The sequence below is a fragment of the Burkholderia sp. AU6039 genome (assembly GCF_002223365.1).
In the GTDB taxonomy this organism is placed as follows: Bacteria; Pseudomonadota; Gammaproteobacteria; order Burkholderiales; family Burkholderiaceae; genus Burkholderia.
This window is the reverse complement of sequence record NZ_NKFK01000004.1, coordinates 641,858-655,479: the sequence shown is the minus strand read 5'-3', so window position 1 is coordinate 655,479 and position 13,622 is coordinate 641,858. Positions and strand designations below refer to the sequence as shown.

10 protein-coding genes are annotated in these 13,622 nt (G+C 67.1%); 4 read left to right on the top strand and 6 right to left on the bottom strand.

Annotated elements, in window-relative coordinates; translation table 11 throughout:
* Positions 1-10: 10 nt before the first annotated feature.
* Positions 11-2,593 carry a phosphoenolpyruvate--protein phosphotransferase gene (gene ptsP, locus CFB39_RS15720; protein WP_089473589.1) on the top strand — a complete coding sequence of 861 codons (2,583 nt, stop codon included), beginning with the start codon at positions 11-13 and terminating at the stop codon, positions 2,591-2,593.
* A gap of 87 nt (positions 2,594-2,680) precedes the next feature.
* Positions 2,681-4,450, top strand: a complete 1,770-nt coding sequence (gene nagE, locus CFB39_RS15715; RefSeq protein ID WP_089426370.1) for an N-acetylglucosamine-specific PTS transporter subunit IIBC — start codon at positions 2,681-2,683, stop codon at positions 4,448-4,450.
* Positions 4,451-4,620: 170 nt separating this feature from the next.
* Here nagE and CFB39_RS15710 read toward each other — a convergent pair whose 3' ends face one another.
* From CFB39_RS15710 to rpoH, 6 genes are all read right to left on the bottom strand, one after another.
* The gene (locus CFB39_RS15710) at positions 4,621-7,104 is read right to left on the bottom strand and encodes a family 20 glycosylhydrolase (protein WP_089473588.1); all 2,484 of its coding nucleotides are present in this window, start codon (positions 7,102-7,104) and stop codon (positions 4,621-4,623) included.
* 587 nt (positions 7,105-7,691) lie between these two features.
* Entirely contained in the window at positions 7,692-7,808 is a 117-nt protein-coding gene (gene cydX / locus CFB39_RS15700; protein WP_011353251.1) for a cytochrome bd-I oxidase subunit CydX, read from the bottom strand.
* Positions 7,809-7,870: 62 nt separating this feature from the next.
* Positions 7,871-9,007, bottom strand: coding sequence for a cytochrome d ubiquinol oxidase subunit II (gene cydB / locus CFB39_RS15695; RefSeq protein WP_089431705.1), 1,137 nt, complete (start codon positions 9,005-9,007; stop codon positions 7,871-7,873).
* A 31-nt stretch (positions 9,008-9,038) separates the two neighbouring features.
* On the bottom strand, positions 9,039-10,619 hold the full coding sequence (locus CFB39_RS15690; protein ID WP_089431704.1) for a cytochrome ubiquinol oxidase subunit I: 1,581 nt from the start codon (positions 10,617-10,619) through the stop codon (positions 9,039-9,041).
* Positions 10,609-10,887, bottom strand: a complete 279-nt coding sequence (gene cydP, locus CFB39_RS15685) for a cytochrome oxidase putative small subunit CydP (RefSeq protein WP_089426366.1) — start codon at positions 10,885-10,887, stop codon at positions 10,609-10,611. The genes CFB39_RS15690 and cydP overlap by 11 nt, the downstream gene beginning before the upstream one ends.
* A gap of 367 nt (positions 10,888-11,254) precedes the next feature.
* Entirely contained in the window at positions 11,255-12,190 is a 936-nt protein-coding gene (gene rpoH / locus CFB39_RS15680) for an RNA polymerase sigma factor RpoH (protein ID WP_089426365.1), read from the bottom strand.
* Positions 12,191-12,550: 360 nt separating this feature from the next.
* On the opposite strand from rpoH, the gene CFB39_RS15675 reads away from it, so the two are divergent.
* Entirely contained in the window at positions 12,551-13,120 is a 570-nt protein-coding gene (locus tag CFB39_RS15675) for an acyloxyacyl hydrolase (protein ID WP_089473587.1), read from the top strand.
* Between the two features lie 45 nt (positions 13,121-13,165).
* Positions 13,166-13,549, top strand: coding sequence for a nuclear transport factor 2 family protein (locus CFB39_RS15670; protein WP_069248904.1), 384 nt, complete (start codon positions 13,166-13,168; stop codon positions 13,547-13,549).
* The last annotated feature ends 73 nt before the right edge of the window (positions 13,550-13,622 follow it).

The following is a 13,622-nucleotide window of genomic DNA, read 5'->3' as shown; positions in this document are numbered from 1 at the left end:
GAGACCGCCGATGAGACGCGCCGAGGAGTCCCAGTTGAAGAGCCCCACCCACGATCAGATCGTCCTGCTTAGCCCCATGACGGGGCCGATCGTCGCACTGGCCGACGTGCCCGATCCGGTGTTCTCCGGCGGGATGTTCGGCGACGGCATCGGCATCGACCCGCTCGCGGGCCAGCTCGTCGCGCCGTGCGCGGGCGTCGTGTCGCATCTCGCGCGCACGGGCCACGCGGTGACGATCACGACGCCGCAAGGCGCGGAAGTGCTGCTGCACATCGGCATCGACACGGTCGAGCTGAACGGGCAGGGTTTCATCGCGCACGTCGAGGCCGGCGAGCGTGTCGAGGCCGGCACGCTGCTGATCGAGTTCGACCAGGATGCGGTGGCGCGCAGCGCGCATTCGCTCGTGTCGGTGATCGCGATCGCGAACTCGGATGCGTTCGAGGTCGTCGATCGTGCCAGTGGCTTCGCGACGGCCGGCGAGACGCCTCTGCTGGCACTGCGCGGCAAGGGCGAAGCGGCCGCGCAGGCGGCACAAACCGGCGCCGCGGCGCAAAACGAAGTGCGCCGTGAAATCGTGCTGGCGCAGCCGGGCGGCCTGCATGCGCGGCCGGCCGCGCGGGCGCGTGAAGCCGTGCGCGGGTTCGACGCGACCGTCGATGTGCTGTTCGACGGCCGCAAGGCGTCGATCGCGAGCGTCGTCGGCCTGCTCGGCCTCGGCGCCGGCGAAGGCGCGACGGTCGAACTGGTCGGCCGTGGCGCGCATGCGCAGCAGGCCGTCGATGCGGTCGAGCACGAGCTGCTGCGCGAAGCGCACGGCGAAGTCGAGGAGAAACCGGCGCGGCTGAGGTCGCCCGCGCCCCAGACGGTCGCGCGCAACGTCGGTGCCCCCATCGACCCGAACACGCTCGCAGGCGTGTGCGCGGCGCCCGGCATCGCGGTCGGCACGCTGGTGCGTCTCGACGCTGCGGAAATCGTGCCGCCCGAGCAGGCCGCCGGCACGCCGGCCACGGAAAGCCGCCAGCTCGACCAGGCACTGAAGGCCGTCGACGCCGAACTCGACGAAACGGTACGTAACGCATCGGCGCGCGGCGCGGTCGGCGAAGCGGGCATCTTCGCGGTGCACCGCGTGCTGCTGGAAGACCCGACGCTGATCGACGCGGCGCGCGACCTGATCAGCCTCGGCAAGAGCGCGGGCTTCGCGTGGCGCGCGACGATCCGCACGCAAATCGACACGCTGTCGAAGCTCGACGATGCGCTGCTCGCCGAACGCGCGGCCGACCTGCGCGACATCGAGAAGCGCGTGCTGCGCGCGCTCGGTCACACGAACGGTGCCGCGCGTGCGCTGCCCGACGAAGCGGTGCTCGCGGCCGAGGAATTCACGCCGTCCGACCTGTCGTCGCTCGATCGCCAGCGCGTGACCGCGCTCGTGATGGCGCGCGGCGGCGCGACGTCGCACGCGGCGATCATCGCGCGGCAGCTCGGCATTCCGGCGCTGGTCGCGGTCGGCGATGCGCTGTACGCGATTCCGGACGGCACGCAGGTCGTCGTCGATGCGAGCGCGGGCCGGCTCGAACACGCCCCGACCGCGCTCGACGTCGAGCGCGCGCGGCACGAGCGCCAGCGCCTGGACGGCGTGCGCGAGGCGAACCGGCAACTGGCAGGTGAAGCCGCCGCGACGGTCGATGGCCGTGCGATCGAGGTCGCCGCGAACATCGCGACGCTCGACGACGCGAACACCGCGGTCGACAACGGTGCCGACGCGGTCGGCCTGCTGCGCACCGAGCTGATGTTCATCCATCGCCAGGCCGCGCCGACGGTCGTCGAGCACCAGCAGAGCTACCAGTCGATCGTCGACGCATTGCAGGGCCGCACGGCGATCATCCGCACGCTCGACGTCGGCGCCGACAAGGAGGTCGACTACCTGACGCTGCCGCCCGAACCGAACCCGGCGCTCGGCCTGCGCGGCATCCGTCTCGCGCAGGTGCGCCCCGATCTGCTCGACGATCAGTTGCAGGGCCTGCTGGCAGTGAAGCCGTTCGGTGCGGTGCGCATCCTGCTGCCGATGGTGACCGACGCAGGCGAGCTCGTGCGCCTGAAAAAGCGCATCGACGAATTCGCGCGCGCGCAGGGCCGCACCGAGCCGATCGAGGTCGGCGTGATGATCGAGGTGCCGTCCGCCGCGCTGCTGGCCGACCAGCTCGCGCAGCACGCGGATTTCCTGTCGATCGGCACCAACGACCTGACGCAGTACACGCTCGCGATGGACCGCTGCCAGGCCGATCTCGCCGCGCAATCCGACGGCCTGCATCCGGCCGTGCTGCGCCTGATCGACATCGCGGTGCGCGGCGCCGCGAAGCATGGCAAGTGGGTGGGCGTGTGCGGTGCGCTCGGCGGCGATCCGCTCGCGGTGCCGATCCTGGTGGGCCTCGGCGTGACCGAACTGTCGGTCGACCCCGTGTCGGTGCCGGGCATCAAGGCGCGTGTGCGCCGTCTCGATTACCAGTTGTGCCGTCAGCGCGCGCAGGATCTGCTCGCGCTCGATTCGGCACAGGCGGTAAGGGCAGCAAGCCGCGAGGTCTGGCCGCTCGACTGAGCGTCGACGGCAGGTTCGCGACCGGTTTCAAGACGAAAGCAATTAGGTCAACGACGATTAATGACGAGACAAGGATTGGAGGACTGAATGAACGGGAATCCGTTTCTGAAAATACAGGGCCTGGGCCGGGCGCTGATGCTGCCGATCGCGGTATTGCCGGTTGCCGGCATCCTGCTGCGACTCGGCCAGCCGGACGTGTTCAACATCAAGATGATCGCCGACGCCGGCGGCGCGATCTTCGACAACCTGCCGCTGCTGTTCGCGATCGGCGTGGCGGTCGGTTTCGCGAAGGACAACAACGGCGTGGCGGCGCTCGCGGGCGCGATCGGCTACCTGATCGAAACCGCGATCATGAAGGACATCGATCCCAAGCTGAACATGGGCGTGCTGTCCGGGATCATCGCGGGTGTGGTCGCGGGCCTGCTGTACAACCGCTACAAGGACATCAAACTGCCGGACTACCTCGCGTTCTTCGGCGGCAAACGGTTCGTGCCGATCATCACGGGCCTGGTCTGCGTGGTACTCGGCATCGCGTTCGGGTACGTCTGGCAGCCGGTCCAGCATGCGATCGACGCGGCCGGCCAGTGGCTGACGACGGCGGGCGCGATCGGTGCGTTCGTGTTCGGCTTCCTGAACCGCCTGCTGCTCGTCACGGGCCTGCACCACATCATCAACTCGCTCGCATGGTTCGTGTTCGGCAACTTCACGCCGCCCGCCGGCGGCGAGATCGTGCACGGCGACCTGCACCGCTTCTTCGCGGGCGACCCGACCGCGGGCACCTTCATGGCCGGTTTCTTCCCGATCATGATGTTCGGCCTGCCGGCCGCGTGCCTCGCGATGCTGCACGAAGCGCCGAAGGAACGCCGCGCGATGGTCGGCGGCCTGCTGTTCTCGATGGCGCTCACGTCGTTCCTGACCGGGGTGACCGAGCCGATCGAATTCAGCTTCATGTTCCTCGCACCGGTGCTGTACGTGATCCACGCGGTGCTGACGGGGCTGTCGCTCGCGATCTGCCAGATCCTCGGCGTGAAGCTCGGCTTCACGTTCTCGGCCGGTGCGATCGACTACGTGCTGAACTACGGGCTGTCGACGAAGGGCTGGATCGCGATCCCGCTCGGCATCGCGTACGGCGCCGCGTACTACGGGCTGTTCCGCTTCTTCATCCGCAAGTTCAACATGGCCACGCCGGGCCGTGAGCCGGCATCGGCCGACGCGGCCGCGGAATCGTACGCATCGGGCGGCTTCGTCGCGCCGGCTGCAGGTGCCGCTGCGGTTGCCGCTGCACCGCGTGCGCAACGCTACATCGCCGCGCTCGGCGGGGCAGGCAACCTGTCGGTCGTCGACGCGTGCACGACGCGCCTGCGCCTGACCGTCGTCGATCCGGAGAAGGTGTCGGAGCCGGAACTGAAGTCGATCGGCGCACGCGGCGTGCTCAAGCGCGGCGGCAACAGCGTGCAGGTGATCATCGGGCCCGAGGCCGACATCATTGCCGACGAGATGCGTGCGGCCATCGGCAGCGGCGCAGCAGGCGCGGCATCGACGGCGACGGCCGCCGCGGCACAGCCCGTCACGGGCGCGGCCGCCGGCCCGCTCGATCCGGAGCCGACGCGCTGGCTCGCGGTGTTCGGCGGCGCGACCAACGTCGTGTCGCTCGACGCGGTCGCGACCACGCGCCTGCGGGTGGTCGTGCGCGATCCGTCGGCGGTCGATCGCGATCGTCTCGGTGCGCTCGACGTCGCGTGGGTGTCGCTCGATACGTTCCACATCGTCTGCGGCAACGCGGCGGCACGCTATGCCGAACAGCTCGGCGCGCGCCTGCCGCCGTCGGGCAGCGGGGCGGCCGCACAACCGGCCTGACGCTGATGCGATGAAGCCGATCCGATCCGATCCGCGCTGCGGGTTCGGGCCGGTCAGTAAAACGAAAACGGCTTGCGATGCGTCGCAAGCCGTTTTTCTTTGGTGCGGGTGATGGCGCGATGCGTTCGCCTGCGTCGTGCCGTCGCTCAGCCCTGCAACCGCTCAGCCGTTCACGGATTCGTCAGCGTGAAGGTCGGCTTCCGGTAGCCGACGCCGGCCCGGTCGAGCTTCGGCAGTTCGCGTTGCGTGAGCAGCGTCGCGAAGCCGGCCCAGTCGCGTTGCAGCGCGGCCGTGTCGACGTGATGCGTGTCGCCGCGCCTGAAGCGCACGCCGGCCGCATACGGCAGCTCCCAGTCGGCCCGGTGCCATGCACGCTCGGCCAGCGCCAGCAGCCGCGGATAGGCCATGTATTCGAGGAAGGTGTCGTTGCGCATCACCTCGCCCCACGCCTGCCCCTGCATGCCTTCGATGCGCGGCGCGGGGCCCGTGCCCGTCACCTCGAACGTGTTGCCGTCACGGTCGCCCATCACTTCGGCGTTCTGCGGCAGGTTCTCCGGCGCGAGCGAAAACACCTTGTACTCGTCCGTCGCGTGCGAGCCCCAGTAGTAGCCGCGCTCGCGCGGGTTGAGCGTGTACGGGAAGTCGAAGTACAGGTAGTCGGGCAGCGCGAGCACCGTCTGGTAGCCCTTGCCGCTCAGGTCGCGCGCGCTGTCCGATGCGCCCCAGAAGATCGTGTCCCACAGCGACACCATCACGTGGCGCGTGCTGAAGTCCTGCGGCCCGTTCGCATGCTTGATGCCGTCCTGCCACGCGGCCATCGTGTCGATCCCGTTCGCGTTGACCGCCGCGCTCACCTGTTGCGCGAAACGCGTCGGCAACTCGTCGATCGACTTGATCTCGCCGCGCTGGAGCAGTGCCGTGCACGCGGGCGAACGCGCCCACGGCTTGTCCTGCGCGGCGAGGTCGATGCGCCCCTTGTTCGGATCGGTGCCGTTCAGCGGCTGGAAGCCCCCGCCGAGGAAGATGTTCTTCGCCTCGTCGCCGCCGTAGTGCCAGGTGTGCAGCGGCGCCTGCGCGTCCGCATGCATCGCCGCGATCTCGCGGATCACCTTCGACGCGAAATTGAGCGCGCCCGGCACGCACGGGTTCAGGTCGCTGCGCCGGTCGTAGAACTGCACCGTCGTCAGGTTCGACGTGTCCTGCGGATCGAGCAGCCGGTATGCGTTCGCTTCCTGCTCGCGGCCGGCCGCATGCAGCCGCTTGTAGCGTGCTTCCATCGTCACGACGGCCGCCCGCGCATGCGCGGGCATGTCGATCTCGGGGATGATCTCGACGAAATGCGCGGCTGCGTAGCGCACCAGCGACACGTAGTCGTCGCGCGTCAGGTAGCCGCCGCCGGAGCGGTTGTCCGGGCCGGAGCCGAGCTGCGGCAGCAGGCAGCGCGTCTCACTCGGGTCATGGCAGCGGCGCGCCCCGATCTCGGTGAGTTCGGGCAAGCCGGGAATCTCGATGCGCCAGCCCTCGTCGTCCGACAGATGCAGGTGCAGACGGTTGAGCTTGTACGCGCTCATCTGGTCGATCAGCCGGCGCAGTGTCGCCGGGTGCTTGAAGTTGCGTGCGAGATCGACGTGCATTCCGCGATGCGTGAAGCGCGGCGCATCCTCGACGAGCATCGCCGGGATCGGGCCGCCGCCGGCGGGCGCGAGCGAGTAGAGCGTCTGCACGCCGTAGTAGAGGCCGGCACGATCGTACGCTTCGATGAACGCGCCGCGCGGCCCGATCGCGAGCCGGTAGCCGCCCGGCGTCGCGATGTCGGCCGGCAGCCGGCGCGGCGCGACGGCGCCCCACACCGGCACGCGTGCGCCGTCGAGCCCGAGTGTCGCCGCGCGCTCGCGCAGCGCCGCGACCTGCGCGTCCGGCAGGTTCGGCAGCGTGAGCTCGACGCCGCGCAGGTCGAGCGTGCCGGGCAGCGGCTGCTCGCGCTTCACGCTCGGCAGCGCGCGGCTCGCGTCGGGCCGCGCGGCGACGGGCGGCGCATTGCCGGTCGAGTTGTTCTGCGCGTCGGCCGGCAGCGATTCGACGTAGCGCAACTCGTCGTCGGTGTCGTTGTAGCGGAGCACGGCGGGCGGCGCGCCGTCGACGACCACGTACGGGCGCGGGATCACGTCGCTGTAGCGCAGCAGCCAGTATTCGGCGACGAACGGCAGCTCGATGCGCTCGCCCGGTGCCAGCCGCACCGAGCCCGGTTGCGGCGTCAGTTCGTACAGGTCGCCGGTGAGCCGCCGCAGCGCGAAGCCGGGGCGGTCGATCCGCAGCAGGCGGCGGATGCTGTGCAGGTAGAGCTTCCAGCCGCCGTCGGCGATCGCCTGGTGGCCGCGGTTCTGCAGGATCAGGCGGCCGGTCGCGCAGGCCGCGCCGTCGGCGCCGAGATCGGCGCACGGCACGCCGGCCGCAGCTGCATGATTGTTGTCGACGGCGACGCGCAACGCGAGGCCGTTCGACAACTGCGTCGCGAGATCGGCCGGCGGCACGGGTGGACGGACGGTGCCGGCCGTCGCGAGCGCCGCGCTCGACGCTGGCGGCGCGCCGAGCGCGACCGGCGACAGCGCAGCGATCAGCAGGCCGGCAAACAGGGTGGACAAGGTTCGGTTCATGCGGACTCCTGAGACAAAAGGGGGCGTAGCGGCGTCACGGGATGACGTCGCTGCGAGCGGGTCTTTCAACGGAGCTGCGGGGACAACAGGGTGCGCGGGCGATGTGCTGCTCCGCGCGAAGTCGGCACGCGGGCGCGTGCGTTACGGAACGGGTGGCGGGCAGGCGTGCCGGTCGGATCGGCGCGGGCGGGTGCGCGTCTTCATCGGCGGTGCACGGCAGCGGCTGCTGCTGATGTGGATGCCGTGACGACGTGCCCATGGGCAGCGACGCGCGCGCGACCTGCGCGGTCGATGACGGCGACACTCGCCGACGACGCACAACCGGCCGCCACGCGCCGACGACGAGACGGCGCGCCAGCGCGCGCCACATTCGGGATTCGCATGTCTCCCCCACCCGGAAGGATTCGGCCTGTCAGCGGCCGTGTCCAAAGATCTTATGAAACCTTTTATTGGTATTCAAGTGGTATCAATCTGGCGCTAAATTGGCATCGCGCCGGCGGGCCTGTCCAGCCGGCCGGGGCGAAAAAAAACCTCGCGCGAGGCGAGGTTCCTTCCGGACGGCGGCGGCGCGATTGGCCGCGCGCGCATCAGTCGTGGCGAACGCGTGCTTCCTGCGTCTTCTGCCGCGCTTCGAGCCACATCGCATTGACGATGCCGAACGACAGCGCGACGCCGATACCGAGAATCCAGCTGAAATACCACATGATCCGACTCCTTGCGAAACGGTGGGCGAGGGCGCGTGCGCGCCCCGGCCCGGTTCAAAGCATCAATACAGCGAATGCTTGTTCTCTTCGAGCACCTCGCGCGTGACCTTGCCGCGCATCACGCGATACACCCAGCTCGTGTAGAGCAGGACGATCGGCAGGAACACGATCACCGCGAACAGCATCACCTGCAGCGTCATGTGGCTCGACGTGGAATCCCACACGGTCAGGCTGCTGCGCGGGTCGAGCGACGACGGCATGATGAACGGGAACATCGAGAAGCCGGCGGTCAGGATCACGCCGGTGATCATCAGGCCCGTGCAGAAGAACGCCGTCTTCTCCTGCTTCGAGCCGGCGAGCAGCAGCGCGATCAGGCCGCCGGCGATCGCGACAACGGGCGCCGCGATCATCCACGGGAATTCGCCGTAGTTCGCGAGCCACAGGCCCGAGCCGGCGGCGACGTCCTTGAGCAGCGGGTTCGCGACCGTATCGGTGGGCGCGGCGTGCGTGATGTGGAAGCCGCCGATGGTCGACGCGACCAGCACGCCGGCCAGCACGAACAGCACGACCGCGAGGAACGACGCCACGCGCAGCGCGACCGACGCACGGCGCGCGATCACGCCGTCCGTCTTCATCTTGATGAAGGCCGCACCGTGCGCGACGAGCATCGTGAGGCTGACGAGCCCGCACAGCAGCGCGAACGGGTTCAGCAGCGCCCAGAAGCCGCCGTAGTAGGTCACGCGCAGGTCGCTGTCGAACTTGAACGGCACGCCTTGCAGCAGGTTGCCGAACGCGACGCCGAACACGAGCGCCGGCACGAAGCCGCCGACGAACAGGCCCCAGTCCCAGCCCGCACGCCAGCGCGGGTCGGGCCGCTTGCTGCGGTAGTCGAAGCCCACCGGCCGGAAGAACAGCGCGAACAGCACGAGCAGCATCGCGAAGTAGAAGCCGGAGAACGACGCCGCGTAGACGAGCGGCCAGGCCGCGAACATCGCGCCGCCGGCCGTGATCAGCCACACCTGGTTGCCTTCCCACGTCGCGCCGACGGTGTTGACGATGATGCGGCGCTCCTCGTCGGTCTTGCCGAGGAACGGCAGCAGCGCGGTCGCGCCCATGTCGAAGCCGTCGGTGACGGCGAAGCCGATCAGCAGCACGCCGACGAGCAGCCACCAGATCAGCTTGAGAGTTGCATAGTCCATAGCGATTCCTTGTTCCGTTTCAGGTGCGTGCTCACGCCGTGGCGCGCTCGCTGGCGGCCGCGATTTCGTGGTGATAGCGGCCGGTATGCAGCGACGACGGGCCGAGGCGCGCGTACTTGAACATCAGCTTGATCTCGATGACGAACAGCGCGGTATAGAACAGGATGAAGCCCGCGAGACTCAGGTACAGGTCGCTCGGTTGCAGGCTCGACGCGGACAGGTGCGTCGGCAGCACGCCGGCGATCGTCCACGGCTGGCGGCCGAGCTCGGCGACGATCCAGCCGAATTCGATCGCGATCCACGGCAGCGGGATCGCCCACACCGCATAGCGGAGGAACCAGCGGCGGTTGTCCTGCAGCAGTTCGCGGCGCGCGCAGAACCAGAACGCGGCGATGAACGTCGCGACGAACAGGAAGCCGAGGGCCACCATGATCCGGAACGAGAAGAACACGGGCGCGACCGGCGGGATCGTCTTCTTCGCGGCGGCCTTGATCTGCTCGGGCGTCGCGTCGACCACGTTCGGCGTGAACTGCTTGAGCATCAGCCCGTAGCCGAGATACTGCTTGTGCTGGTCGAACAGCGCGCGGGTCGCGTCGCTCGTGTCGCCCTGCTTGATCTTCTGCAGCGCGCCGTACGCAACCATCCCGCTCTGGATGTGCTCCTCGCTGTGCTTCGCGAGCTCGCGCAGGCCGATCACCGGTTCGTCGATCGAGCGCGTCGCGATCAGGCCGAGCGCGTACGGGATCTTGATCGCATAGTCGGTGCGCTGTTCTTCCTGGTTCGGGATGCCGATCAGCGTGAACGATGCGGGTGCCGGCTGCGTTTCCCATTCGGATTCGATCGCGGCGAGCTTCATCTTCTGCACTTCGCCGGTCGTATAGCCCGATTCGTCACCGAGCACGATCACGCACAGCGTCGCCGCGAGGCCGAAGCCGGCCGCGACCGCGAACGAGCGCAGCGCGAAGTCGACGTCGCGCTTCTTCAGCAGGTACCACGACGACACGCCGAGCACGAACATCGCCGCCGACACATAGCCGGCCGATACCGTATGCACGAACTTCACCTGCGCGACCGGGTTGAACAGCACGTCGAACAGGCTCGTCATCTCCATGCGCATCGTCTGGTAGTTGAACTCGGCACCGACCGGGTTGTTCATCCAGCCGTTCGCGACGAGGATCCACAGCGCGGACAGGTTCGAGCCGAGCGCGACGAGGAACGTGACCATCAGGTGCTTGACCTTCGACAGGCGGTTCCAGCCGAAGAAGAACAGGCCGACGAACGTCGATTCGAGGAAGAACGCCATCAGGCCTTCGACCGCGAGCGGTACGCCGAAGATGTCGCCGACATAGTGCGAGTAGTACGACCAGTTCGTGCCGAACTGGAATTCGAGCGTGATGCCGGTCGTCACGCCCATCGCGAAGTTGATCCCGAACAGCTTGCCCCAGAACTGGGTCATGTCCTTGTAGACCTGTTTGCCGGTCATCACGTACACCGCTTCCATGATGACGAGCAGCCAGGACAGGCCGAGCGTCAGCGGCACGAACAGGAAGTGGTAGAGCGCCGTGATGCCGAACTGCAGACGTGACAGATCGACGACTTCACTACTTATCATGGTGGTCTCCCTCGGTAGATGCAGGCGCCGGTACCGAGAGCAGCTTCTCGGCGACGGCGGCAGGCGGCAACGACATGTGCTCGGCCTGCGGATGATTGAAGAATGCGTATTTGAGCGACATCAGGAGGATCAGCTTGACGATCAGCACCAGGGTGATGTCGCGGGCGAGGGTCGGGCCGCGTGCCCACGCGGCGATGCGCGCGCGCCAGCCGATCGTGCCGGCCGGCCGCGCGGGCGGCGGCGCAGGCTCTTTATTGATCGAGATCAAGGCGAATATCCTGAATCGATTTAAATCTGATTTGGGGCGACTTTACGTCGGATTTATGACGGCCGTGAAGCTGTTTTAATCCTTTTGCGCCTGACATGCCAATTTTAAAAGGACGGCTTTCCGATGCCGAGTGCTGCGCTGCGGCAGACCGTCGCGAAACACGGGCCGAAACTTGAGGCAGATCAAGGTTATGCGGAAGGGGCCCCCAAACGGCCTATTACCTGACGAATCAGGTCAATTAATCCGCACTGAAACGCGCCGAGAAACGACCGAAGCAGCGAATGAAAAGCAGCGGAAAAGACGGGCGAAAAAAAACCGCTGCCGGTCGGGCAGCGGTTTTTGATGAAGCGCTCTAAATCGCAGCGATTTACGCGTATTCGGCGAGGGCGGTGCGCATCTTTTTCATCGCGCTCGCCTCGATCTGGCGGATGCGTTCCGCCGACACACCGAACTCGGCGGCGAGATCGTGCAGCGTCGAGCCGCCCGAGCCGTCGTCGTCGACGTGCAGCCAGCGCGCCTCGATGATGCGGCGGCTGCGCGCGTCGAGTGCGCCGAGTGCCTGCGCGATGCCGTCCGTCTGCAGCGTGTCGCGCTGACGCGCGGCCAGCACGGCGGTCGGTTCGTTGTGCGAGTCGGCCAGGTAGGCGATCGGCGCGTACGACTCCTCGCCGTCCTCGACCTGCCCTTCGAGCGCGATGTCGCCGCCCGACAGGCGCGTTTCCATTTCGGTCACGTCTTCGCGCTTGACGTTCAGTTCCTTCGCGAGGCCGTCGATTTCCTCGGGCGTCATCGCCTGCAGGCCTTTCTTGTGGCTGCGCAGGTTGAAGAACAGCTTGCGCTGCGCCTTCGTCGTCGCGACCTTCACCGTGCGCCAGTTGCGCAGGATGTACTCGTGAATCTCGGCCTTGATCCAGTGGATCGCGTACGACACGAGACGCACGTTCTGGGCCGGATCGAAGCGCTTCACGGCCTTCATCAGGCCGATGTTGCCTTCCTGGATCAGGTCGCCGTGCGGGAGACCGTAGCCGAGATAGTTGCGCGAGATCGACACGACGAGCCGCAGGTGCGACAGCACGAGGCGGCGTGCCGAGTCGAGGTTGTTGCCCTCGCGGAATTCGGTCGCGTACTGGCGTTCCTCTTCCGGCGTCAGCAGCGGAATGCGATTGACGGCCTGGATATACGCGTCGATGTTGCCAAGCTGGCCCGGCAACATCGATTGGGCTGCGAGCGCCAGCGAGCCTGCCGATGCGGCCTTGGCCGGCGTCGGGCTCAGGGTGTTCGGGAGGGTCAGGGCGTTGCTCACTAAAAAACTCCTTTGGAATCAGGGACAAACCCCCGGTCTCGGATGAGATTCCGGGAGCCATCTTAGCACTCCCGGAAACCGAGTGCTAATTCCTTAGAGCAAGCGTGGGCATCGGAGTTCCCGCTTTTTCTATCGAGCAAGTCGAGTCGATAGCCTATTCTGCGACAGAGGGGGCGAAGCGAAGTTCCGTAAGCCGTTGTTTCTGATGGTAATCAGTAGACGATTTCAATTTTTGTCGTTTTGGAAGCAAGCCATTTCGCTTTGTGATGCCGATCCGAAAAGTCCTTTACCATACCATTCAGTTCGCTTGAGCCGGCCGATGCGGCTGGCTCCATTCAACCCCCAAAGTTGGAGTGACAGATGAACAATAAGAAGAATCGCCGGCCCCGCAGCCGGCTTGCGCTGCACGCGATGCTGGCGGCGTCCCTTCTGGCCGGATCGGGTGCGGCATGTGCGGATCGATGGGGGATTCAGGCGGGCGGTGGTTTTTCGGATCGCCGCGGGGTCGACAAGGCCGATCTCGGCGTGGTGTGGGATCCGGGCTGGAACTGGTGGGAAATCGGCGGCTGGCACTTCGCGTTCGTCGTGGAAGGGCACGCCGGCTACTGGCACACGGGCGGCAACGTCCACGGCAACATCGGCGAATTCGGCGTGACGCCGATGTTCCGCTTCATCAAGAGCGCCGGGGAGATCCGCCCGTTCATCGAGGCCGGCGGCGGCGTGAGGCTGCTGACGCACCCGACGATCTCGGATCACTTCTCGTTGGGCACCGCGTTCCAGTTCGCGCCGACGGCGGGGGTGGGCGTGCAGTTCGGCCAACGGCAACAGTATCAGGTCGGCTACCGTTTTGAACATGTGTCTAACGCGGGTATCAAAGAGCCGAATCCTGGTATAAATTTCCACCAGTTCTACTTGCAGTACAACTTCTGATCCGCACGCCCGCGCACGGCGTGCGCGTTGCCGAGGAGTCAGGCGATGGCGAAGGTGGTCGATGCGATCCGCGCGCTCGAGCGCGATCGGTTCCGGGCGATGGTGGACGGGGACGGCGAGGCGCTCGACACGCTTTTGTCGGACAAGGTGTTCTTCGTCCACACCAACGGCAAACGCGAAACCAAGCAGCAGTTCATCGACGCCATCGTCGCCGGCCGCCGCCGCTATCGCCAGATCGAAATCCAGTCGCAGGACGTGCTGCCCGTCGGCGATGAAACCTGCGTCGTCACCGGGCGCGCGTTGATCGAGATGGAAACGAACAACGGCGGCCTGGTCTTCCCGATTGCCTATACCTCCGTCCACACCCACCAGCAGGGCCGCTGGAGCCTGTTCGCGTGGCAGGCGACGCGGTGCGCGACCGAGACATGAGCGCGCGTGGCGCTCCTTTTCATGTCCCGACCGAAGCGGCCTTCTGGGCCGCTTTTTGCTGCCTCGTGCGACG

Bases quoted from the DNA above. Each gene is read 5' to 3' on its own strand.
- ptsP (WP_089473589.1), top strand. From the start codon at position 11: ATGAGACGCGCCGAGGAGTCCCAGTTGAAGAGCCCCACCCACGATCAG.
- nagE (WP_089426370.1), top strand. From the start codon at position 2,681: ATGAACGGGAATCCGTTTCTGAAAATACAGGGCCTGGGCCGGGCGCTG.
- CFB39_RS15710 (WP_089473588.1), bottom strand. From the start codon at position 7,104: ATGAACCGAACCTTGTCCACCCTGTTTGCCGGCCTGCTGATCGCTGCG.
- CFB39_RS15675 (WP_089473587.1), top strand. From the start codon at position 12,551: ATGAACAATAAGAAGAATCGCCGGCCCCGCAGCCGGCTTGCGCTGCAC.
- cydX (WP_011353251.1), bottom strand. From the start codon at position 7,808: ATGTGGTATTTCAGCTGGATTCTCGGTATCGGCGTCGCGCTGTCGTTC.
- cydB (WP_089431705.1), bottom strand. From the start codon at position 9,007: ATGGACTATGCAACTCTCAAGCTGATCTGGTGGCTGCTCGTCGGCGTG.
- CFB39_RS15690 (WP_089431704.1), bottom strand. From the start codon at position 10,619: ATGATAAGTAGTGAAGTCGTCGATCTGTCACGTCTGCAGTTCGGCATC.
- CFB39_RS15670 (WP_069248904.1), top strand. From the start codon at position 13,166: ATGGCGAAGGTGGTCGATGCGATCCGCGCGCTCGAGCGCGATCGGTTC.